At 70.7% G+C, this 23466-nt stretch carries 18 protein-coding genes; 17 read left to right on the top strand and 1 reads right to left on the bottom strand.

Annotated elements, in window-relative coordinates; translation table 11 throughout:
* The 17 genes from VKH46_07620 to VKH46_07540 form a co-directional block, all read left to right on the top strand.
* On the top strand, positions 1-1570 hold a 1570-nt coding region (locus tag VKH46_07620; protein ID HKB70697.1), incomplete at its 5' end, for a hypothetical protein.
* 6 nt (positions 1571-1576) lie between these two features.
* Entirely contained in the window at positions 1577-3853 is a 2277-nt protein-coding gene (gene purL, locus VKH46_07615) for a phosphoribosylformylglycinamidine synthase subunit PurL (GenBank protein ID HKB70696.1), read from the top strand.
* On the top strand, positions 3850-4308 hold the full coding sequence (locus VKH46_07610; protein HKB70695.1) for a UPF0158 family protein: 459 nt from the start codon (positions 3850-3852) through the stop codon (positions 4306-4308). Before purL ends, VKH46_07610 begins: the two co-directional genes overlap by 4 nt.
* Before the next feature lie 93 nt (positions 4309-4401).
* Positions 4402-5511 carry an efflux RND transporter periplasmic adaptor subunit gene (locus VKH46_07605; GenBank protein ID HKB70694.1) on the top strand — a complete coding sequence of 370 codons (1110 nt, stop codon included), beginning with the start codon at positions 4402-4404 and terminating at the stop codon, positions 5509-5511.
* Positions 5512-5671: 160 nt separating this feature from the next.
* On the top strand, positions 5672-6895 hold the full coding sequence (locus VKH46_07600) for an ABC transporter permease (GenBank protein ID HKB70693.1): 1224 nt from the start codon (positions 5672-5674) through the stop codon (positions 6893-6895).
* A complete protein-coding gene (locus tag VKH46_07595; protein ID HKB70692.1) occupies positions 6892-8166 on the top strand; it encodes an ABC transporter permease in 1275 nt (424 codons plus the stop codon). Before VKH46_07600 ends, VKH46_07595 begins: the two co-directional genes overlap by 4 nt.
* On the top strand, positions 8159-8896 hold the full coding sequence (locus VKH46_07590) for an ABC transporter ATP-binding protein (protein ID HKB70691.1): 738 nt from the start codon (positions 8159-8161) through the stop codon (positions 8894-8896). The genes VKH46_07595 and VKH46_07590 overlap by 8 nt, the downstream gene beginning before the upstream one ends.
* Positions 8897-9155: 259 nt before the next feature.
* Positions 9156-10415 carry a hypothetical protein gene (locus VKH46_07585; protein HKB70690.1) on the top strand — a complete coding sequence of 420 codons (1260 nt, stop codon included), beginning with the start codon at positions 9156-9158 and terminating at the stop codon, positions 10413-10415.
* A 44-nt stretch (positions 10416-10459) separates the two neighbouring features.
* Positions 10460-11665 carry a hypothetical protein gene (locus VKH46_07580; GenBank protein ID HKB70689.1) on the top strand — a complete coding sequence of 402 codons (1206 nt, stop codon included), beginning with the start codon at positions 10460-10462 and terminating at the stop codon, positions 11663-11665.
* Entirely contained in the window at positions 11662-12912 is a 1251-nt protein-coding gene (locus VKH46_07575) for a hypothetical protein (protein HKB70688.1), read from the top strand. Before VKH46_07580 ends, VKH46_07575 begins: the two co-directional genes overlap by 4 nt.
* Positions 12909-14159 (top strand): hypothetical protein, encoded by a 1251-nt coding sequence (locus tag VKH46_07570; protein ID HKB70687.1) that lies wholly within the window; start codon positions 12909-12911, stop codon positions 14157-14159. The genes VKH46_07575 and VKH46_07570 overlap by 4 nt, the downstream gene beginning before the upstream one ends.
* Positions 14156-15412 (top strand): hypothetical protein, encoded by a 1257-nt coding sequence (locus VKH46_07565; protein HKB70686.1) that lies wholly within the window; start codon positions 14156-14158, stop codon positions 15410-15412. The genes VKH46_07570 and VKH46_07565 overlap by 4 nt, the downstream gene beginning before the upstream one ends.
* Entirely contained in the window at positions 15409-16647 is a 1239-nt protein-coding gene (locus tag VKH46_07560) for a hypothetical protein (GenBank protein HKB70685.1), read from the top strand. Before VKH46_07565 ends, VKH46_07560 begins: the two co-directional genes overlap by 4 nt.
* The gene (locus VKH46_07555) at positions 16644-17894 is read left to right on the top strand and encodes a hypothetical protein (GenBank protein HKB70684.1); all 1251 of its coding nucleotides are present in this window, start codon (positions 16644-16646) and stop codon (positions 17892-17894) included. Before VKH46_07560 ends, VKH46_07555 begins: the two co-directional genes overlap by 4 nt.
* Entirely contained in the window at positions 17891-19138 is a 1248-nt protein-coding gene (locus VKH46_07550; protein HKB70683.1) for a hypothetical protein, read from the top strand. The genes VKH46_07555 and VKH46_07550 overlap by 4 nt, the downstream gene beginning before the upstream one ends.
* Entirely contained in the window at positions 19135-20373 is a 1239-nt protein-coding gene (locus VKH46_07545; protein ID HKB70682.1) for a hypothetical protein, read from the top strand. Before VKH46_07550 ends, VKH46_07545 begins: the two co-directional genes overlap by 4 nt.
* Entirely contained in the window at positions 20370-21635 is a 1266-nt protein-coding gene (locus VKH46_07540) for a hypothetical protein (protein ID HKB70681.1), read from the top strand. The genes VKH46_07545 and VKH46_07540 overlap by 4 nt, the downstream gene beginning before the upstream one ends.
* On the opposite strand, the gene asnB is transcribed toward VKH46_07540, so the two are convergent.
* Positions 21592-23466 (bottom strand): asparagine synthase (glutamine-hydrolyzing), encoded by a 1875-nt coding sequence (gene asnB, locus VKH46_07535; GenBank protein HKB70680.1) that lies wholly within the window; start codon positions 23464-23466, stop codon positions 21592-21594. The two genes, VKH46_07540 and asnB, sit on opposite strands and share 44 nt — an antisense overlap.

Below are 23466 nucleotides of genomic sequence, written 5' to 3'. Positions count from 1 at the left end.
GGTGCCGAAGAGCTTCTCGATATCGGCGGGGCAGTCGGCGTCGATCCAGGGGGTGGACCAGGGAGGCTCGGAAGATTTCCGGTACAACTTCGGTCTCGTCGAGACGGGAGGAGGATCGCCGACCGTCAACGTCCAGGTCTTCGACGGCACCGGTGCGCTGCTCGGGCAGAGGGCGTTCCCGCTCTCTCCGTACGAACAGCTCCAGCCGGGAGTGGGAGACGTCGTCTCCGGAATCCACACGACGAACGCCCGGATCACAGCGACGGTGACGGAGGGGACCGGCTCGGTCCTTCTCGCCGGTGCCCAGGTCGCCAACGTGTCCCAGGACTCCTCGGGGTTCGAGATGAGCTTCCGCGACGACATCCTCGGAAGCGGCGGGGGAACGGCGGGGGTGACGAGCCTGAACGGATTGACGGGGGCGCTGACGATCGCGCACGGCGCCAACACGACGGTCAACGTCAGCGGCAAGACGATCACGATCGACGCGGTGACGGGAGGGGGTGGGCTCACTTTGCCTTATGCGGGGACCACCTCCATTTCTGACCATCCGGCGTTTTCCGTCACCAATACAGAGAATTCCGGCGTATACGGCAAGAGCGGAGCCAGCGCCGGCGTCTGGGGAGAGGGTGCATCGTATGGCGTTCTCGGGTCCGCGGGCGCCGGCACGGCCGGCATCGGCGTCTACGGAAACGCCTCCTCCTCCGACGGAGTCGGCGTCTTCGGCTTCAATAACAAAGGGACCGGGATTGAGGGCAACAGCCTCGCCGGCAACGGGATCATCGGAGAGACGAGCTTTGCGACAGCCGCGGGAGTTCAGGGCCAAAACCTGACCACCGGAACCGTCGGCTACCTGGCCGGGCAGAACTACGGCGTGTTCGGCAGCAGCGCCCTCGATGGCGTCGACGGGCGGAGCTCGAGCGGGGGCTTCAGTGCCGGAGTTCATGGAGAAGACAGCAGCAGCGGTGTCGGCGTGTACGGAGAGACCGGTCACGCAGGGGCGTACGCCATTTACGGCAACAGCCACGGCGCGAGCTATGCCGGTTACTTCGACGGTGACGTCCACGTCAACGGCACGCTTTCGAAGTTGGGTGGTTCCTTCAAGATCGACCATCCGCTCGATCCCGCCCACAAGTACCTTTCCCACTCCTTCGTCGAGTCTCCCGACATGAAGAACATCTACGACGGTGTGACGACTCTCGATACGTCGGGCACGGCCACGATCACGCTTCCCGATTGGTTCGAGGCGTTGAATCGCGATTTCCGGTACCAGCTCACGGCGATCGGAACGCCTCAGCCGAGCCTCTACGTCGCGCAGAAGGTGAGTGGCAACACGTTTCGAATCGCCGGCGGAGTTCCCGGAGCGGAAGTATCCTGGATGGTGACCGGCATCCGTCACGATGCCTGGGCCGACGCGCACCGCATTCCGGTCGAGGAGATCAAGCCGGAACAGGAACAGGGAACATACCTCGAGCCGGCGCTTTTCGGAGAGCCCGAGGAAAAGAGCGTGCGGAGCGCCAAAGAGCGGGAGCGCGGACACGAGACGCTTTCCAAGCCGGATGAGATAAATTAGCGGGAGATGACCTCGATCACACCCGATCTCGTCGCCGAGCACCAGCTCACCGACGAGGAGTACCGGAACATCCTCGAGATCCTGGGACGCGAGCCGACGATCACGGAGCTCGGGATCTTCTCCGCGATGTGGTCGGAGCACTGCTCGTACAAGTCGTCGCGGATATACCTCAAGACCTTCCCGACGACCGGTCCCCGGGTCGTCCAGGGCCCCGGCGAGAACGCCGGCGTCGTGGATCTCGGCGACGGCCTCTGCGCCGCCTTCAAGATGGAGTCGCACAACCACCCGTCCTTCATCGAGCCGTATCAGGGCGCGGCGACCGGCGTCGGCGGGATCCTGCGCGACGTCTTCACGATGGGCGCGCGGCCCATCGCGTCGCTGAACTCCCTGCGATTCGGCGACCTCGACGCGCCGCGCATGCGCCACCTCGTCGACGGCGTCGTGCGGGGCATCGCCGGCTACGGCAACTGCATCGGGATCCCGACGCTCGGCGGCGAGACGACGTTCCATCCGGCGTACAACGGGAACATCCTCGTCAACGTCATGAACGTCGGCCTCGTCCGGCGCGAGCGCATCTTCAAGGGAACGGCCGCCGGGCCCGGGAACGCGGTCGTCTACGTCGGCTCGAAGACCGGCCGGGACGGGATCCACGGCGCGACGATGGCGTCCGCGGAATTCGGCGAAGGCGGAGCGGCGTCGAAGCGTCCGAACGTCCAGGTCGGCGACCCGTTCACCGAGAAGCTGCTCCTCGAGGCCTGCCTCGAGATTTTCAAGGGAGACGCGGTCGTCGGGATCCAGGACATGGGCGCGGCGGGACTGACGTCGTCCTCCTTCGAGATGGCCGGGCGCGGCGGCGCCGGCCTCGAGATCGAGCTCTCCGACGTCCCCACGCGCGAGCCGGGGATGACGCCCTACGAGATCATGCTCTCCGAATCCCAGGAGCGGATGCTCCTCGTCGCGAGGCCCGAGCGGCTCGCGGAAGTACTCGCCGTCTTCCACAAGTGGGAGCTCGACGCGGTGCGGATCGGGACGGTGACCGACACGGGGCGCGTCGTGTTGAAGTTTCACGGCCAGGTCGTGGCGGACATGCCGGTCGGCCCGCTCGCCGACCGGGCGCCGGTGTACCGCCGGCCGCGCGCGCCGCTTCCGGCCGCCGGGGGTCCGTTCCGATGGACGGAGGAGCCCGAGCCGGCCGACTACCGGCAGTGCCTCGAACGGCTTCTCGCCTCGCCGAACATCGCCGAAAAAAGATGGATCTGGAACCAGTACGACCACATGGTGCGGTCGAACACGGTCGAGCGCCCCGGCGGCGACGCCGCCGTGATCCGGCTGAAGGCGACGATGTGGGTCGACGACTCGGGCGCGGGGCAGCCCGGACGGCCGTCCGCGCATCAGAGGGGCCTGGCGCTCAAGACCGACGTCAACCCGTTCTTCTGCGCTCTCGATCCGAAGACGGGGGCCTCGATCGCGGTCGCCGAGTGCGCGCGCTCGATCGCGGCGACCGGCGCGCGTCCCCTCGCCGTCACCGACTGCCTCAACTTCGGGAGCCCCGAGAAACCCGAGGTGATGGAGCAGTTCGCCCTCGCCGTCGAAGGAATTTCCGAGGCGTGCCGCGCGCTCGAGACGCCGGTCGTGTCGGGAAACGTCTCGTTCTACAACGAGACGGAAGGGCGCGCGATCCTTCCGACGCCGACGATCGGCATGGTCGGACTGCTCGACGACGTCGAGAAGCACGTTTCGATCGGCTTTCGCGGCGACGGCGACCTGATCGCTCTCGCCGGCGAGACCCGAGACGAGCTCGGCGGCTCCGAGTTCCTGCGCGTGATCCGCGGACGCGACGAGGGACCCTGCCCATCGCTCGACCTGCCGGCCGAGAAGCACCTCATCGAGTTCCTCGTCGGCGCCGCAGTGGCTTCGCTCCTCTCCTCCGCGCACGACGTCTCCGACGGCGGGTTCGCGGTCGCCCTGTGCGAGAGCGCGTTTCCGCGGGGGCTCGGCGCGCGGATCACGCTCGTGTCCGAAGGTGTCCGCCCGTCGGCCGTCCTCTTCGGCGAGTCGACGGGCCGCGCCCTCGTGAGCTTTCCGCGCGGCAACGCCGAGACGCTCCGCGACCGGGCGGCCTCCGCCGGCGTTCCGTTTTCCGTCGTCGGAACGGTCTCCGGCGGCTCGATCCGCGTCGCGCTCGACGGGCGCACCGTGATCGACGCCCCGCTCGATCCGCTGCGCGCCCTCTGGTCGACCGCGTTTCAGACCGCGGTCGAGAAGGACCCGACGGTCGAATGAACCTCGACTGGGAAGGACTCGTCGTCGGTTTCGAGAGCCGGTCGCAGCAGATCACGCACTTCCTCGACCGGGAGACGGGAGATGTCGTGCAGGTCGTCGAGACGCGGGAGCCGGCGCGCCACGCCGAGCTCTCGGGCTCCCGCCGGTATCTCGCGCTCCCCCGCGACCGCGGGGAGCGGGGCGCGGGCGAAATGGAGCTCTTCGTCGAGGAAGTCGAGGACGAGAAGACCCGGGAGGAGCTCCGCCGGGCGCTCTCGGCGGCGGACCCCTCCGACGCCTACCGCGCGGCGCTGCTGGCGCACCCGCGCGAAGAGGGGCTCTTCTTCCAGTTCAAGCAGCGGCGGGCCCGCGAGCGCGCCGAGGAATGGCTCGCCTCCATGGGCATCCCGTTCGAGAAGAAGGCGCCGATCCTCCGGGCGTCGCGCGAGTTCCCGGGCGGGATCAAGCCCCGGTAGCCGTCCCGTCCTCTTTCCCGCAGAACTTCCTTCCGGTATCCACGTCATAGAGGGAAAGCGAGCCCGGTGTTCGCCGGATGGAGGGGGTCCGCGATGAAGAAGCTTTTTCGTATCTTCTTTATTTTGCTGGGAATCGTGGCGGTTGCCGCCGCACTGTACGCCTGGGCGAGCGCCGACAAGAAGGATGGTAAGACCAAGCTCGTCAGCGTCGAGACCGGGAGCATCACCGAAAAGGCCCTCGCGGTCGGCCAGATCGAGCCGCGCCAGAAGTACTCGATCAAATCGAAGATCTCGGGCGTCGTGAAGACGTGCGTCGTCCAGGTCGGAGACAAGGTTCGGCCGGGCGACCCCCTCTTCGAGATCGCGCCGGACCCCACCCCGACCGACGTCACCGACGCCTCGACCGCGGTCGACACCGCGCGGAGCTCCTTCGAGCAGGCGCAGATCGATTACGCCCGCCAGCAGTCGCTCTACAAGCAGGGGATCGCCGCGAAGTCGGCGCTCGACTCCGCGAAGACGACCTACGACCTCGCGAAGATCACCCTCGACAAGGCGGTCCAGACGCGGGAGCTCACGATGACGGGGCGGGTGAGCGGCGGCGGGATCACGCTCGAGTCGATCATCCGGGCGCCGGCGGCCGGGACCATCCTCACCCGCACGGTCAACCCGGGCGAGCCGGTCGTTCCCCTGACGCCGTACCAGCCCGGGACCGAGCTCGCGTCGATTGCCGACATGAGCGATCTCCTCTTCCGGGGGACGATCGACGAGATCGACGTCGGGAAGATCGCCGTCGGCATGCCGGCGCGGATCAAGGTCGGAGCTCTCCCCTCGGATACGGTCACCGGCCGCGTCACCCGCATTGCACCGCAGGCGCAGCAGAAGGAGGGCGCGACCCTGTTCGACGTCTGGGTCGAGCTCGATCCCGGGAGCGAGGTCATGCTCCGGGCCGGGTACTCGGCCAACGCCGAGATCGTCATCCGGGAGAAGAAGGGCGTGCTGACGATCCCGGAGCGCCTCGTCGAATTCGAGGACGGCGGCAACAAGGCGTTCGTCGAGGTCGCTGCCGCGGACCCGAAGGCGAAGCCGGTCAAGACGGAGGTCAAGGTCGGAATCTCGGACGGGCTGAACGTCGAGATCGTCTCCGGGGTCTCCGCCGGCCAGAAGCTCGTCGAAAAGCCGCCGAAGGAAATCACGGCGTCGTGACGGAGCGGCCTGAGAAATCGCGTGTCGTTCGGAACTACTTGGGAGACTTCGTGTCATTCCTGCGAAAGCAGGAATCCAGAGACCTGGACCTCCGCTTTCGCGGGGGTGACAACAGGATCTTGCCGACCCGCCAGACTCGGGACGTGATCGTGGAAGGCCGATGACCGAAGCCTTCCGGCAGCTCTGGCGCGATCTGCGGTCGCAAAAGCTGCGAACGCTGCTGACCCTCTTCGGGATCGTGTGGGGGACGACCGCCGTGTCGCTCCTCCTCGCCTTCGGCGTGGGCCTGAAGCATCAGCAGATCCGCCGCGTCAAGGGGCTCGGCGACCGCATCGTCATCGCCTGGCCGGGCCTGACGTCGGTCCCGTACAACGGGCTGGGAAAGGGGCGCAAGGTCCGCGTCGCGGAAGAGGACATCGAGGCCGTCCGCGCGCAGGCGACGCAGATCACCGGTATCTCCTCGGAATACCGGAAAGAGCTGAAAGTCCGCGTCGGGGCGAAGACATTCAACGTCGGGGTCTCCGGCGTCAATCCCTTCTTCGGCGAGGTACGCAACCTCAACCCCCAGGCCGGCGGGCGCTTCCTCGACCCGCTCGACATCTCCGGACAGCGGCGCGTCGCGTTCGTCGGCGACAAGCTCGCGACCGACATGTTCGGGAAGGACCCGGTCGTCGGGAAGACCGTGTTCATCCAGGACACGCCGTTCCTCGTGATCGGCGTGCAGACGCACAAGCTCCAGAACTCGTCGTACGGCGGGCGCGACGCGAACAAGATCTATGTGCCCGCGAGCACGATGCGGGTGCTCATCGGCGAGAAGTACTGCAACAACATCATCTTCCAGCCGAAGCCTTCGCGCCCCTCGAAGGAGGCGATCGCGGAGGTGCGAGGCATCCTCGCCCGCCGGACCGGCTTCGATCCGAACGACAAGGAAGCGCTCTCGATCTGGGACACGACCGAGCAGTTCCATTTCTTCGACGTCTTCTTCCTCGCGTTCAACCTGTTCCTCGGGATCATCGGCGTCCTGACGCTGATCGTCGGGGGCATCGGCGTGTCGAACATCATGAACGTCATCGTCGACGAGCGCACGCGCGAGATCGGCATCAAGATGGCGCTCGGCGCCCGGGAGAGGTTCGTGCTCCGGCAGCTCCTCGTCGAGACGATGGTGCTGACCGGAACGGGCGGCGCGATCGGGCTGCTTCTCTCGCTCGTGATCTGCCTCGCGGTCCCGACGAAGGGGCTCGGCGACACGATCGGCCGCCCGGAGCTCTCCCCGGTGATCGCGCTCGTGACCGCGGCGGTCCTCGGGACGATCGGGTTCCTGGCGGGGTACTTCCCGGCCAGGGAGGCGTCGCGGCTCGACCCGGTCGTGGCGATGAAGCTGTGAGTGCGAAAACCCCCCGCGCCTCCACGTTCGCGGTGGTTCTGCACCTCTTCCTGCAGACGGCGCGGCTGAAGAGGAAGCGGGCGGTGCTGACGGTCGCCGCGATCGCATGGGGGACCGTTTCGGTCCTGCTCCTCCTCGCGTTCGGCCAGGGCTTCCGGGAGCAGCTCATCCGGAACTCCCAGGGGATGGGGAAGGACATCGCGATCATCTGGCCGGGGCAGACGACGAAGCCGTTCGCCGGGATGCCGCCGGGCCGCCGCCTCGTGTTCCCCGAAAGCGAATCGGAGTACGCGCAGGCGCGGATGGCCGACGTCGCGACGGTGATCGGCGAAATCCAGAAGGGACGCGTCCCGCTCGTCTACGGGCGCAAGACCGTCAACGGGAGCGTCGTCGGCGTCGAGGCGCCCTACCGGACGTGGCGCAACCAGGGGCCGGTGCCCGGCGGTCGGTTCATCGACGGCCGCGACATCCGCGACTCGCGGCGCGTGATCTTCCTGGGCGACAAGCAGGCGAAGGACATCTTCGGAACCGAAGACCCGGTCGGGAAGACGATCCTCGTCGCGAACGCCCCGTTCCTCGTCATCGGAGTGCTGAAGCACCGAATCCAGGACAACAGCTACATGAACCAGGACGAGAACCAGACGTTCATCCCGCTGCCGACGTTCCTCGCGATGTTCGGACACCAGAACCTCGACAACCTGGTCGTGGGGGTCGCCGACCCGACGCAGATGCCGGCCGCTCTCGACCGCCTGCGGCACGTCCTCGGCGCGCGCCACCGTTTCGATCCCGGCGACGACCGGGCGCTCGGAGTGTGGGACACGGTCTCCGACAACAAGGAGGAAGCGCAGATGCTGCTCGGGATCCAGGTCTTCCTCGGAATCGTCGGCGCGCTCACGCTGATCGTCGGCGGCGTGGGGGTCGCCAACATCATGTATGCCGTCGTGAAGGAGAGGACGCGCGAGATCGGCGTGAAGATGGCGCTCGGCGCGAGGCCGCGCTGGATCACGGGCCCGTTCGTCCTCGAGGCGACGCTCTACACCTTCGTCGGCGGAGCCGCCGGGATCGCGATCGCGCTCGCTCTCGTCACCCTCCTCTCCTTGATTCCGCTCGACTCGAGCGAGGTGATGGGCTACCTCGGCCATCCCCGGATCTCGGCGCCGATCGGCGCCGTGACGACCTTCATTCTGGGAGCGATCGGGCTCGCCGCCGGCTACTTCCCGGCCCGGCGGGCCGCGGCGATCGATCCCGCGGAGACCCTGCGCTATGAGTAGAAACCCGAAGAGAGGTCCCGAGGCGTCCGCCGCGACGAACGGCGGGCCGATCATCGCGATGAAGGAGATCCGGAAGATCTACGACACCGGCCGCGTGAAGGTCGAGGCGCTGAAGGGGATCGACCTCGAGATCCGCCGCGGAGAGTTCGCGGCGATCGTCGGCCCTTCCGGCTCCGGGAAGTCCACCCTGATGAACCTCATCGGCTGCCTCGACACGCCGACCGGGGGCGAATATGCGCTCGCCGGAGAGCGGGTGGCGGGGCTTTCGCGCGACGCGCTCGCCGACGTCCGCAACCGGCGGGTCGGCTTCGTCTTCCAGAGCTTCAACCTGCTGCCCCAGATCACCGCGATCGAGAACGTCGAGATGCCGATGCTCTTCGGCGGCGTCCCCCCGAAGGAACGGCGGCGGCGCGCCGAGGAGCTCCTCGCCCGCGTCGGCCTGGCCGACCGGGGCGAGCACCGGCCGACCGAGCTCTCGGGCGGCCAGATGCAGCGCGTGGCGATCGCCCGCGCGCTCGCGATGGAGCCCGACATCCTGCTCGCCGACGAGCCGACGGGGAACCTCGACACGAGCTCGGGGACGGACATCATGAGCCTCTTCTCCGAGCTCTGGAAACAGGGACGCACGCTCGTCGTGATCACCCACGACATGACGCTGGCCCGCCGGACGAGCCGGATCGTCGAGATGCGCGACGGGACAGTCGTCGCCGACGGCGCCACCTCCGCCTGAAGCAGGCGCGGCGATGCATCGAGCCGGACGACCGCATTCGCCCCGCCCGCGGCCTTAAAGTACGCTTTCGGTACGCTGCGGCCTCGGGCGGGACGACCGCATCCCACCGGGCTCGCGCCTCGCCGCGCTTCTGACGCCTCTCCAACGCCATCGACGGAGATGGATCACCCGCGGCCGTCTGTGAGGACCGTGTTTGACACTTTCGGCCGGGCTCCGTTAAGCTGCCCGCCCTCGGGAGAGCCGAAAACTCCCGTAACTCTTGAAGATCACCGACCTCCAGAGGACCTCCATCCCGAACGGCGTCCGCGCCTCGGCCCGCGTCGAATGGGAGGAGGTCGATCGCCCGCCGATGACGCTCTGGTTCGAAGTCGACGGCGAAGCCGGCAGCGACGTCCGCCCCGCCGCCGAAGCGTTCCTCCTCGCGTGCGCCGTCCCGGCGTTCGGGCGCGGCGAGCGGCGCGTCGCGATCGAGGGGACGATCTGCCCGCGGCTCCGCGACGGCCTCTCCTCGGCCCTCGCCCTCCTCGGCTCCTGGTATCGCGACCGGCGCGTCTCTGCCCTTGTCGAGCCTTCGCGCGGCTTCGCGGCACCCCGGAAGGCAGAGATGCCGCGCGCCGCCGTTCTCCTTTCGGGAGGCGTCGACTCGCTCGACCTGCTCCTCCGGAACCGTTCGCGGTTCCCGCCTCCCGATCTCGCTTCGTTCCGGGACGTCGTCCACGTTTCGGGGGTCGGCTACGTCGGCCCGCCCGGCTCTCCCGCCGTGGAGAGCGTCTCGGAGCGTAGCCGAAGGGCCGCGGAAGCGATGGCTCGCGCGACGGGATCGCGCTTCGTCGAGATCCGGACGAACCTCGTCGAGATCGAGCCGAGCTACATGTTCTTCCAGCGGCGGTGGTACGGATCGGCCTTCCTCTCGGGCGTACACCTGCTCGCGGGCACCGTGACGAGCGCGTCCTTCGCGTCGGCACACCACCTCGCGTCCGGGCTGATGCCTTCCGGGTCGCACCCGGAGCTCGACGCGCTCTTCTCGACCGGCGCCGTCGAGATCCGGCACGACGGCGCCGATCGGAGCCGGCTCGAGAAGGTCCGCGGGATCGCCGCTCACCCCGCGCTGCGCCACCTCTTCGTCTGTCACTCCTGGCCGGCGCCCGAGGCGCCGAACTGCGGCCGATGCGAGAAGTGTCTGCGCACGCTGGCGGAGATCCTCGTCTGCGGCGCGCTCGACCGCGCGGAGTCGTTTCCGCGCGGGACCCTGACCGCGGAGCGGATCTGGCGCTCGGAGCTCCACGACGACTCCGCGGTCTTCTGGGCGCCCCTGGTCGCGCCGCTCCGGGAGGCCGGCCGCGACGATCTCGCGCGCGCGGCCGCCCGGTTCGCAGCGGCGGCGAGGCGTCGAAGAGCATGGGTTCTCGGAGACGGCTGGAGAGGAGCCCTCCGCCGGCTCGACGCTCGCGTCCTCGGCGGGCGAGGCATGGAGCTCGGCCGGCGGGTCCTGGGCCGGGTCCCCTGGCCCGCCTCATGAGGATCTCCGCTCTCCGACGCGAGCGGTCGAACGGGCGGGCGAGGGTGGCCGCGGACGTGGTCTGGGAGGACGCCGACCGCCCCTCCCGGACGGTCTGCTTCGAGACCGACGAAGGCCTCGCCGACGCGCTCTCGCCCAGCCCCGACGCGTTCGTCACGGGATGCATCGTTCCCGCGGCGCGCCACGGAGAGCGGCGGATCCGGGTCGAAGGCGCCGTCTGTCCCGAGCTGCGCGAGGGGCTCCGCGGGGCGCTCACGGTTCTCGCCTCGTGGAGGGGGGCCCCCCGTCCCGAGATCGCGATCGAAGCGTCCGAGGGCTTCCGCCCGCCGCCGCGGCGGAACCCTCCGCGCGCCGCCGCGTTCTTCTCGGGCGGCGTCGACTCGCTCTTCACGCTCCGGATGAACCTCCTCGAGATCCCGCGGGAGCACCCGGCGTCGATCCGCGACGGGATCCTGATCCTCGGACACGACTTCGGGCTCCCCGACTCGAGCCCGCTCGAGTTCGAGCGCTTCGACCGGCGCGTCGCGTCGCTGTCGGGGCTCGCGCGCGAGTGCGGGATCGACCTCGTCCCGATGCGCTTCAACCTGCGCGAGCTCGACGACGACCTCGACTTCTACATCCACGACTTCTTCGGCGCCGCGCTCGCCGCGGCGGGACACGCGTTGACCGCGCGGATATCGGCGCTGTCGATTCCCTCCTCCTACGACCTCGGCCATCTCCTCCCGTGCGCATCGCACCCGCTGCTCGACCCGAACTACGCGAGCTCCGCGCTCGCGATCCGGCACGACGGCGCGGGCCGCACGCGGCTCGAGAAGCTCGCCGTCGTCGCGGAATGGCCGGAGGGGCTGCGGCGCCTCCAGACGTGCAACTGGCGGCCGCCGCCGCGGGAGCGCCTCAACTGCGGCGCCTGCGAAAAGTGCCTGCGGACAGCGGTGGGACTCCTCGTTCTCGGCCGGCTCGCGGAAGCCGAAACGTTTTCCGAGAGCGACGTCTCGCCCGAAGCCCTCCGCGCGCTCGAGTGGACGACCGGATTCGAGGAGTTCTGGGAGGAGCTCGTCGTTCCTCTTCGCCGGGCGGGACGAGACGATCTCGCGGCGATCGTCGAGGAGAAGCTCGACGCCGCGCGTCGTTTCCGCCGATGGCGCGACGAGGAGGACTGGAAGGGCCTCGTCAAGCGCTTCGATCGGATGTTCCTCCACGGAAGCCTCGCCGCGGCGGCGCGCGCCGTCCGGCGGGCCGGAGCGCCATGAGGATCGACGCTCTCGACTGCCGCGTGACGGGAGACGGCGCGCGCGCGTCCGCACGAATTCGATGGGAAGACGCGGCCCGCGAGCCTTTCGACCTCTTCTTCGAGGCGCGCGGCGCCGCGGCGTCGTCGCTCCGCGCCGATCCCGACGCGATGCTCCTCGCCGCGGCGTTTCCGGCGATGCGGCACGGCGAGCGGCGGATCGCCGTCGAAGGGACGGTGTGCCCCGCGCTGCGCGACGGGCTTCGCGCCGCCGCCACGGTCCTGAAATCGTGGTACGGCGCTCCCCGGACGCTTCCCGCGATCGAGCCGGCGGAAGGATTCATTTCCCCGGCTCCGGCGCCGGTCCCGCGCGCCGCGGCGTTCCTGTCGGGCGGAATGGATTCCCTCGACGTCTTCGTGCGCAACCGCGCCTACTTCCCCCCGGGACATCCCGCTCGCTTCGAGGACGCGCTGCACGTCTCCGGCCTTCCCTGGACGGGGCCGCCCGGATCGCCTTCGAGCGAGAGCTTCGTGTCGCGCGGTCGCACGGCGGCCGCCGCGCTCGCCCGCCGGCTCGACGCGCCGCTGTCGCTCGTGCGCACGAACCTGGGCGAGCTGGACCGCGACTTCCTTTTTTTCCGCCAGGAATGGTTCGGCAGCGCCTACGCCGCGGTCGCGCATCTGTTCTCGCGCCGGCTCACGGAGGTTTCCTACGCGTCGGCGCAGCAGCTCGGCGTGAGGCTCGACCCGCTCGGGTCGCACCCGCTGCTCGACCCGCTCTTCTCGACGGGCGCGCTGCGGTTCCGGCACGCGGGAGCGGACCGGGGACGGATCGAGAAGGCGGCGTCGCTCGCGCGGCGCCCCGATCTCCTCCCCCACCTCCACGTCTGCCTGACCACGCCCCTCGATGCGCCGGGCGCCAACTGCGGCCGGTGCGAGAAATGCCTGCACAGCCAGATCGAGCTCCTCCTCGCGGGAGCGCCCGCGAATGCGTTCCCGGAAGGTTGCCTCACCGCGGAGTCGATCCGGGCGCTCCGCGCGGATCCTCACACGGCCTTCTTCTGGCGCCCGCTTCCGGAGCGGCTCCGCCGGGCCGGGCGGTCCGACCTCGCGAGTGCGATCGCGGAGAAGATCGCGCAGATGGACCGGGTCCGGGCGTGGACTCGCGACGCGGGATGGAAAGGCCGGCTTCGCCGCCTGGATCGAAAGCATTTCCGATCGGCGCTGCTCGACGCGCGCCGTTTGCTTCGCCCGGGGCCGGCGAGTTGAGGATCGAGCGGCTCCGGCGCACCCGGGCGGGCGCCCGCGTCGAGGTCGGCGCGACGGTGATCTGGGAGGATTCCGGCCGGATTCCCGTCGAGATCGTCTACGCGGCGGAGGGGGAAGCGGCGGAATCGCTCCAGCCGGACGCCAACGCCTTTCTCCTGGCCGCCGCGTTCCCGGCGATGCGCCACGGCGAACGCCGCGTCGCGATCGACGGAGCCGTCTGCCCGCGCCTCCGCGACGGGCTCGAGGCGGCGGCCGGTCTGGTCCAATCGTGGTACGAAGAGCCGCGGACGCTCCCGGGGATCGAGCCCTCCGAGGGATTCCGCGCGCCCGCCCCGCCCCCGCCGCGGGCGGCGTGCTTCCTGTCCGGGGGCGCGGACTCCCTCGACGTTCTCCTCCGAAACCGTTCGCGGTTCGACGCGAACCATCCGGCCTCGATCCGGGACGCGCTCCACGTCTCGGGCTTTCCTTACGTCCATCCGCCCGGCTCGTCCGCCGATCGCGATCTCCGCGACCGGGCGGCCCGCGCCTCCACGGCGCTCGCCGCCGCACTCGAGGTCCCGTTGACCCGGGTCGACACGAATCTCCTCGCCGTCGAATCGAACGTCGCGTTCTCCGGCCGCGAATACTTCGCCGCGGCTTACGCGTCGATGGCCCACCTCTTCTCGTCGCGCTGGACGTCGGTCGCGCTCGCGTCCGGGCACGAAATCCCGGCGATGCTCACCCCCGCCGGTTCGCATCCGCTCCTCGACCCGCTCTTTTCCTCCGGCGCGCTCGAGATCCGGCACGAGGGCGCGGACCGCACGCGTCTGGAGAAGATCGAGGCGATCGCGGCGCGGCCGGAGCTCCTCCCCCGCCTCCTCGTCTGCCACGAAGGACCGCTGCCGGGGCCGGCGCTCAACTGCGGGCGGTGCGAGAAGTGCGTGCGGACGATGACCGAGCTCGCGGCCGCGGGCGCGCCGGCCGGCGCCGGGTCCTTCGCGGTGGAGCTCTCCCCGGCCGCCGTCGAGTCGGCCGCCGTTGCTCCCGACCTCGAGTTCTTCTGGCTGCCGCTCGTCGAGCCCCTGAGACGGCGCGGACGCGCGGACCTCGCGCGCGCCGTCGAGCGCCGCGGGGTGCGGGCGCGGGCCGTTCGGCGCTGGCACGCGGACGCGGGGTGGCGCGGCGTCCTTCGCCGGACCGATCGGAAACTCTTCGGCGGGCGGCTCCTCCGCGCCCGAAGACTCCTCCTGACGGGCGCGCGCCCATGAGGCTATTCGACCTCCGGCGCGAGGAGACGGCCGACGCGGTCCGCGTGGCCGCGACGATCGCGTGGGAGGACTCCGATCGGCGCCCGCGGAAAATCTGGGCCGAGGTCGCGCCGGCGCTCGGTCCCGCGCTCACGGAAGAGCTCGACGGTTTCGCCGTCGCGGCGGCCGTCGTCGCGCAGCACCACGGAGAGCGTCGCCTTATCGTCGAGGGGACGCTCTGCCCGAGGCTCGCCGAAGGGCTCGCGGCGGCGGCGAGGCTCCTCGCTCGCTGGTTCTCCGCCGCTCTTCCCGCGCCCGTCATCGAGTCCTCTCGCGGCACGGCGCCGCGGTTCCCGCCGCCGGTCCCCCGAGCCGGAGTCTTCCTCTCCGGCGGCCTCGATTCGCTTTTCGCGGTCGCGCACAACCGCGACCGCTATCCCCGCGAGCACCCCGCGTCGTTGCGCGACGCGGTCGTCCTGGAGGGGTACATCTTCGAGCCGACGGACGACTCGCCGCGGGCGCGCGATTACTGGCGCCGCACGCAGAAAGCAACGACGGCCTTCGCCGCGGCCGCGGATCTCCATCCGATCTTCGTTCGCACGAACCTGCGCGTGCTCGAGGACGACATCGGCTTCTTCTGCGCGAAGTATCACGCCGCGATGCTTTCGTCCGTCGCACACCTCCTCTCGCGTCGGATCTCCTCCGCGACGATCGCGGCCGGTCTCGACGCCGCGAACCTGCGTGCCTGGGGCTCGCATCCCGTTCTCGATCCGCTCTATTCCGGAAGCGCGCTGGCGGTGTTCCACGAGGGGATCGAGACGCCGCGGATCGGGAAAGCCGGCCGGATCGCCGCCTGGCCGGAGGCCCTCGCTTCGCTGATGGTCTGTACCCGCGGGCCCCTCGGCTCCGGTTCGCTCAACTGCGGACGATGCGAGAAGTGCGTGCGGACCCTCGCCGCGCTCGGGCCGACGGCGGCCCGGGCGGCGAGCTTCGACGAGACCGACCTCACGCCCGCGCTCCTGCGGAAACTGAGCACCGGCCTTCACCCGTGGGCGGTCGCCGATTTCTGGAGCGAGATCGTGGAGTCGTTTCGCGCGCGAGGTCAAAGCGAGCTCGCGTCGGCAGCCGAGGAGCTCGTCTCCCGGGCGCACGTCGCCGACGCGTGGCGCTTTCACCGCGGCTGGAAGGGAATGCTTCGCCGACTCGACCGCCGTTTCCTCGGGTCGGCGCTCCTCCAGTCGAGTCGGCGCCTGCGGAGCCGGCGGTCCGCATGAGGATCGGCGGGATCCGGACGGGACCGGGGACCTTCGGGACGCGTTTCGCGGCGACCGTCGTCTGGGAGGACTCGCACCGCCCGCCCGTCGAGATCTGGTGGGACCTCGACGAGGACCTCGCGGCCGACGCCTTCCCGGACCCGAACGCGTTCGTCGCCGCCGCGTTCGTGCCGGCGCTGCGCCACGGGGAACGGCGGATCGCCGTCGAAGGCGCGGTGTGTCCGCTCCTCGCGGCGGGCCTCGAGGCCGTCGGGGGAGTGATCCGGTCCTGGCACCCGGCCACGGGGCCGGTCCCCCGCATCGAGCCCCGCGACGCATGGAGGGCGGCGACTCCGCGCGCCGAGCCGGCCTCCGCGGGTTACCTGACCGGCGGCATCGACTCCCTCCACCTCTTCTATTCCAACCGGGAGGACTTCCCGGCCGGCCATCCTGCTCGCTTCTCGCACGCGCTGTGGATCCGGGGGCTCGACTACCCGGGAGCGGAGGAGTCGCCGTGGGCCGTCTCGCAGTACGCCCGCCTCGAGATCCCGCTCCGCGAGATCGCGGCCGACGTCGGCGTGAGGCTCGCGCCGATCACGACGAACCTGCGGCGCCTGGACGACGATCTCGCGTTCTTCGCCCACCGCTTTCTCGGAGCCGCGCTCCTATCGGGCGCGCACCTGCTGGCCGGACGCTTCAGCACCGTCGCCCTCGGCTCCTCGTGGCCCGGCGAGCACCTCGTGCCGTGGGGAAGCCACCCGCTCCTCGACCCGAGCTACGGAAGCGCGGCGCTGGCGATCCGGCACGAGGCGCTCGGGCTCCGCCGCGTCGAGAAGGTCGCACGCCTCCGAGAACGGACCGCCGCGCTCGCGCGGCTGATCTGCTGCGGCAACGCTCCCGCCGGCGCGTCGATCAACTGCGGCCGGTGCACCAAGTGCGTTCGGACGCTCGTCGAGATGGAAGCGAGCGGCGTGCTCGAGCACGCGCGGTCCTTCCCGTCCGTGCGCGTGACCGCGGAGACGATCCGCGGTCTCGAGTTCGACAACGGAACGGAATATTTCTGGGGAACGCTCGTCGACCCGATCCGCGCGCGCGGACGCGGTGACCTCGCCTCCGCGATCGAGCGGAAGATCCGCGCGACAATCCACCACCGGCAGCGGGTGGAAGGCGTCGACTGGACCGGCGCGATCCGGCGTTTCGACCGCGACGTCCTCGGCGGCCGGATCAAAAAGCTCTACCGCAGGCTCTTCGCGTGAGGATCGAAGGATTTCGGACGGCCTCCGCCGCCGGGCGCGTGCGGACCGAGGCGACGATCGTCTGGGAAGAGGCGGACCGGCCCGCGTTCGTCGTCTTTTTCGACGTCGCCGGGCCGTCGGGGCGCGAAGTCGACGCGAATGCGTTCGTCGCCGCGGCGGCGATGCCGGCGTACCGCCGGGGAGAACGGCGGATCGCGGTCGAGGGAAGCGTCTGCCCGCGGTTGCGCGACGGGATCGCCGCGGCCGCCGCGCTCCTCGGCGCGTGGCATCGGCATCCCGGGCCGACGCCCGCGATCGAGCCGGCGGGCGGTTTCGTTCCTCCGCGTCCGGCGGCGCGCCGCCGCGCGGCGATTCTCGCTTCGGGGGGGATCGACTCGACCTTCGAGATCCTCCGGAACCGTCGCGATCTTCCGGTCGACCACCCGCTCTCGTTTCGCGAGGCGGTCCGCCTGGGCGACTTCATTTTTCCGGTCGACTCCTCTCCGGAACGCCGCGCGCACGTCGAAGCCCGCAGCTCTCGCTCGGTCTGGGCGATCGCAGACGCCGCCGGCCTGGAACGATCGGAAGTCTCCACGAACGCCGCCGTTCTGGAGCCGGAGGCCGAGGGCCATATGCGGTGGACGCACGGTTCGCTGCTCGCGGCCGCCGGAATAGCCGCCGGGCGGGATCTGACCGACGTGACGATCAGCGCTTCGCACGACCTGGTTCAGGGCCTCCGGGCCTGGGGATCGCACCCGCTCATCGACCCGAACTTCGGCACCGCCGCCGTCGCCGTCCACCACCGGGGAATCGAATCGTCGCGCCTCCGGAAGACGGCGGCGATCGCCCGATGGCCGGCGGCTCTCGCGTCGCTCTACGTGTGCGGCCAGGGCCCCCTCCCCGGCGAGACGGCGAACTGCGGAGCCTGTGAGAAGTGCGTGCGGACCCGCGTCTCGCTCCTCGTCGGCGCCGGAATCGAGGAACCGCCGACGTTTCCCCCGGGACGCGTTTCGGCCGAGACGATCGATGCGATCGCGCCTCTCGAAGGGTTCCGGATCATGAGCTATTACTGGGACGAGCTCGCCCCCGCTGCGCGCGACGCGGGCCGCCGGGACCTCGCCGCCGCGATCGGACGGCTGATCGCCCGCCAGGAGGCGCACGACCGCTGGTTCCGGGCCCAGGGGTGGAAGGGAGCGCTGCGGCGCACCGACGAGCGGTGGCTCGGCGGCGCGCTCCGCCGGGCCCGGCGGGCGCGACGGCCGCGATGAAGATCGGGGCGATTCGCCGCACCGGGACCGCCGGGGAAGACACGATCGAGGCGCGCGTCGAGTGGGAGGACGCCGGCCGCCCGCCGTTCGACCTCCATTTCTCGTTCCTTTCCGGCGACGTCCCCGCCGCCGACCCGAACGCGTTCCTGATCGCGGTGTTCGTCGCCGCCCTCCGCGATGGAGAGCGCCGCATCGCCGTGGAAGGGGCGATCTGCCCCGTCCTCCGCGACGGGCTCCGCGCCGCGGCGGCGGTCCTCGGGAGCTGGTACGGCGGCGACCGCCGGATGCCGGCGCTCGAGCCCTCCGAAGGATTTCGCGCGGGTTATCCTCCCGCCGCCGGAGGGGAAGCGATCTTCCTCAGCGGCGGGCTCGACTCCCTGGACCTCCTCCTCTCGCGAGGAGCCGGCTTACCGCGGGAGCACCCGGCCGCGGTCCGGCGCGCCATCTTCGTCACGCGTTGCGGCCTTTTTCCGGACGAACCGCAGCTCGCCGAGACGGGCGCGCGATCGGAACGCGCGGTCCGGGCGACCGCGGCCGAAGCCGGGCTGCCGTTGACGGTGGTCTCCACGAACCTGCTCGGGCTCCAGGGAAGCCTTCGCTCGTTCGCACTCGAGTCGCACGGCTCGTTCTTCGCCGCAATCGCGCAGCTCCTCTCCGGACGAGTCTCGACCGTCGCCCTCGCGGCGTCCGACGACGTCATGTCGGGTCTCCATCCCTGGGGATCGCACCCCCTGCTCGACCCGCTCTTCGGAACGTCGGCCGTGCGCTTCGTCCACGACGGGATCGGCATAAAGCGCGAAGAAAAGGCGGCCCGGGTGGGAGGATCCGAGCCCGGCCGCCGCCACCTCTATACCTGCAGCTTCCCGCTTCCCGGCGACCCGTTGCTCAATTGCGGTCGCTGCGAGAAGTGCCTGCGAACGATGGTGGAGCTCCTCGTCGCCGGCGCGCTCGCGGAGTCCGAGACGTTCCCGCGCGACGTCACGGCCGATGCGATCCGGAGCCTCCCCGGCGTCCCATCGTACCGCCGTCTCGACTACTACTGGGAACCGATGGCTTCCGGGGCGCGCCGCGCGGGGCGCCCCGACCTCGCCGATGCCATCGACGAGAGGCTCGAGGCCAACCGCCGCGCGGAGGAGTGGGAGCGGGATCGCGGATGGACCGGCCTGCTTCGGCGTCTCGACCGGCGGTGGCTCGGCGGGCGCGCGCTCGCGTTCCGGCGGCGGATCGCCCGAGGGGCGCGATGAGGATCGTCGACCTTCGTCGGGAGCCGACCCGCGCGGGCGCCCGCGTCGCCGCCCGCGTCCTCTGGGAGGAAAGCGGGCGTCCGCCCCTCGACGTCTGGTGGGAAGTCGAAGGCGCCGCTGCGGCCGATCTCGCCGCCTCGTCCGACGCGGTCCTCGCGGCGGCATTCCTTCCGGCGGCCTCGAGCGGGGAGCGCCGAGTCGCGCTCGAGGGACCGGTCTGCCCGCGGCTCGCCGAAGGACTCCTCACGATCGCGCGCGTCTTCGACGGGTGGCGCGGGACGTCTTCGGAGCCGCCCCGGATCGAGGCGCGCGAAGGGTTTTGCGCCGCCTTTCCCCGCCGCCCGCCGCGGGCGGCGGTCTTCCTGACGGGGGGTGTCGACTCGACGCACCTGCTGCGTCGCAACCGCGCCGACTTCCCCCGCGACCATCCCGAATCGTTTACCGACGCGCTCGCCGTCTTCGGCCTCTACGCGCCGGACCAGCTCGACCCGGCGGAGCCGTTCGCCGGTTACGCCCGCACCCGGGCCGTGTTGGAGGAGACCGCCGCGGAATCGGGTCTCGCGCTCGTGTCGGTCGCGACGAACGTCACGGCGCTCGCGCCGGAAATCGAGTTCATCGCGAAACGTTCGCTTTCGTCCGTGCTCGCGTCCGCCGCGCACCTCTTCCCGTCCCGATGGAGCTCGGCGACGCTCGCCTCCGGGCGCGATGTGACGATTCTCGTCCCGCTCGGGACGCATCCCCTGATCGACGCCGCTCTCGGAAGCGCCGCCGTTGCGGTCCGCCACGAGGGAATCGGAATCTCCCGGCCCGACCGGATCGCCGAGCTCTGCGCTGCGGGAGGCGCCGTTTCGCGGCTCCTCGTCTGCATGAGCGGGCCCCCGCCGCCGCTCCTCAACTGCGGCCGCTGCGAGAAGTGCCTCCGCACCATGACCGCGCTCGCCGCTTTCGGACGTCTCGAGGAGGCGCGCGAGTTCCCGGCCCTCGATCTCGCGCGGACGGTCGGGGCCTTCGACTTCGGTCCGCATTACGCCCCCTACTGGCGCGATCTCCTTCCGCTCCTCCGCGGCCGCCGCGACGACCTCGCCGGTGCGGTGGAGCGCCGGCTCGCCGTCGCCGCACGGCAGGCGCGGTGGTTCGAGGACGCGGGATGGAAGGGCCTGCTCCGCCGCGCCGACCGCCGGCTCCTCGGCGGACGTCTCCTCGCGATCCGCCGCGCGGTGGCAAGGGCGACATGAGGATCGGCGGCGTTTCCCTCGCGCGGAACGGGGACCGCGTCGCGCTCTCCGCACGGGTCGAATGGGAAGAATCCGGCCGCCCTCCCTTCGAGCTGACGTTCACCTCCCGCGGAACGGGGGCCGACGTACTCGGAGCCGACCCGCACCCTTTCCTGCTCGCCTCGGTCGTCCCCGCCTGGCGCTCCGGAGAACGGCGGATCGCGGTCGAGGGAGCGGTCTGTCCGCGCCTCCGAGACGGGATCGCAGCCGTCCAGCGGCTCCTCTCCGCATGGTGGAAGCGCGACCGCCCTCCGGCGGCCCTGGAGCCGTCGGACGGTTTTCGTCCGTTCGCCGGGCGGCGAGAACGGTCGGCCCTGTTCCTGACCGGCGGAGTCGATTCCCTTCATCTGCTCCGGAAGAACCGGCAGGCCTTCCCCGCCGGGCACCCGGCGTCCTTCCGCGACGCGATTTCCATTCGGAGCATGTCGTTTGCCGAAGAGGTGCCCACACCCCGCGCCGGCGATCTCGCCCGCCGCCACGCGAAGGCCGTCGCGGAGATCGCCGCCCGGAACGACCTCGAAGTCGTGGAGATCGACGGCAACTTCCGCATTTTGGGCGGCGTCGTGCTGGCCGGCCCCCAGGACCAGGGCGCGCTCCTCGCTTCGGCCGCCCACGCCTTCGCGCAACGGATCGGCTCGGCGTCGATCGCGGCGACGCTCGACGCGGGCGCGCTCCACCGTTGGGGGACCCATCCGCTGCTCGACCCTCTCTTCTCGAGCTCCGGCGTCGAAATACGGCACGAGGAGTTCCGCCCGGGCCGCTCGGAGAAGATCGCGGAGATCGCCGGGTGGGACGTCGCGCGCCGGCACCTCCAGGTGTGCTTCGAGGGACCGCTGCCGGACGGCGAGTCGAACTGCGGGCGCTGCGAGAAGTGCCTCCGCACGATGACCGCCCTCGCCGCGCTCGGCGTTCTCGACGATTTCGCCGCTTTCGGCGGCCGGCGGGTCACGCCCGAGGCGATCGAGTCGATGACGTTCGGATACTCACCGGAGAACTTCGCGCTCTACTGGGCTCCGCTCGTCCCGCTTCTCGAACGGGGGGGCGCCGGCCGGATCGCGGCGGCAGTGCGCGCAAAGATCGCCGAGGCGCGCCGGATCGAACGGTGGCACCGCGACGCGGGCTGGAAGGGGAAGCTCCGCCGCCTCGACCGCGGGCTCCTCGGCGGCACGCTCCAGCGGGTCACGCAACGGTGGCGCGGGACTCCTCCGGCGGCGCCGGGCTGACCGCGGGCCGGTCGAGGCAGCTTCGGGCCCAGGCGTCGAGAAGGCGAAGGCGCATCTGCCCGGCGGCGGAGAGCGCGGAGCCGGCCTCGCCGACGAGGGATGCCGGGAACCACCCGCCTTCGATGAGGCGCCGGCGCGCGGCGTCGGCCTCCGGCGGGCAGGCCAGCCCCGCGAGCGGGCCGGGGAGACCGAGCTTGCGCGGCCGCCGGAGCACGTATTCCGGAACGAGTCCGTCGAGCGCGCGGCGAAGCACGGCCTTCGTCCAGCCGCCGCGGCAGAGGTAATCCGGGGGAAGGGTTCGCGCGAATTCGACGATCCGATGATCGAGGAAAGGCAGCCGCGACTCGACGGCGGAGGCCATCGAGTTGCGATCCTCGCCCTCGAGGATCGCGGGCAGGTAGTCGAGGAGCAGCAAGTGCCGCTGGTGATCCTGGAGCGTCCCGGCGCGGTCGCACCGGCATCGCGGGGGCCGCCGGGCCGTCCGCAGGACGCCGACGGTATGCCGGATCCCGATCGGCCATCCCCACTGACGCCGCCCGGAGAGGAGGCCCTCGCGGACGGCCGTCCACTTCCGTCCCCGGTTCCAGAGCTGCGTCACGTGCACGTCCCAGGGCTCGTAGCCGCCGAAGAGCTCGTCGGATCCCTGCCCTACCAGGATCACCGGAAGCCCGACGGCGCGCGCCCGCGCGTACAGAAGGTACTGGGCGTACCCGACCGAGCCCATGGTCAGGTGGCCGGTTCTCGCCATGTATTCGTCGAGGTTTCGATCGAAGCTCTCGGGCGTCGGTTCGACGTATACGCCCGGAATCCCCGTCGCACGGAGAACCGCGTCCGAGTAGCGGCTTTCGTCGATCTCCTTCCGCCGATAGCGGAGCGATATCGCCGGACCCGAGAACGCGCCGCGGTGACGTGCCGCGAGGATGCCGGCGATCCCGGAGGAATCGACGCCGCCCGAAAGCAGGAGTCCGACGGGGACGTCGGCCCGGAGGCGGATCCGGATCGCGTCGTCGAGGAGCTCCCGCAGTCGCGCGGCGGCTTCCTCGAACGGCGGCGCGGGCGGAGCGTCGCGGACCCGCTCGTCGAGGTCGTACCATGTCTCCACCCGGATGCCCGACGCGTCCGTGCGGAGCATCGAGCCCGCCGGAAGCTCGTGGTAGCCGTCGTAGCCGGTGGCGTCGCCCCCGGGGATACTCGACCCCCAGGCGAGATAGTCCGCCACCAGCTTCAGGTCGGGCGCCGCCGGGCGAACGGGCCGGAGCGCCTTCGGCTCCGATCCGAACGCGAAGACGTCCCCCGCGGTCGTCCAATAGAACGGCTTGATCCCGTACCGGTCGCGCGCGCAGACGAGCTCGCGATCCCGCGCGTCCCAGATCGCGAAGGCCCACATCCCGTTGAACCGGTCGAGCGCCGCGGCGCCCCACCGGATCCACGCGGCGAGGAGGACCTCCGTGTCCGTCGCGCTGGTGAAGCGCTCGCCCGCCTCCTCGAGCTCCCGCCGGAGCTCGGGCGCGTTGAAGATCGCGCCGTTGAAGACGATCCACCACCGCCCGTCGCCGCGGGACATCGGCTGCCGGCCCGCCTCCGAGAGATCGGTGATCGCGAGGCGCTGATGGCCGAGCGCCGCGGAGGCGCCGGGCCGGCGGGGCGCGAAGCGCCGTCCGGAGGCGGGAACCGACGACTCGCGGCCGCCCTCGAGAATCGACCCCGCCGTGTCTTCCATCCAGCCTCCGCCGTCGGGGCCGCGATGCGCGATCCGCCGCATCATCGACAGCAGGAGAGGGCGGTCCGGCGGGACGCCGTCGAGATCCACGAGGCCGGCGATCCCGCACAT

It is taken from the genome of Thermoanaerobaculia bacterium (assembly GCA_035260525.1).
GTDB lineage: Bacteria > Acidobacteriota > Thermoanaerobaculia > UBA5066 > DATFVB01 > DATFVB01.
This window is presented reverse-complemented; position numbering and strand designations above follow the sequence as displayed.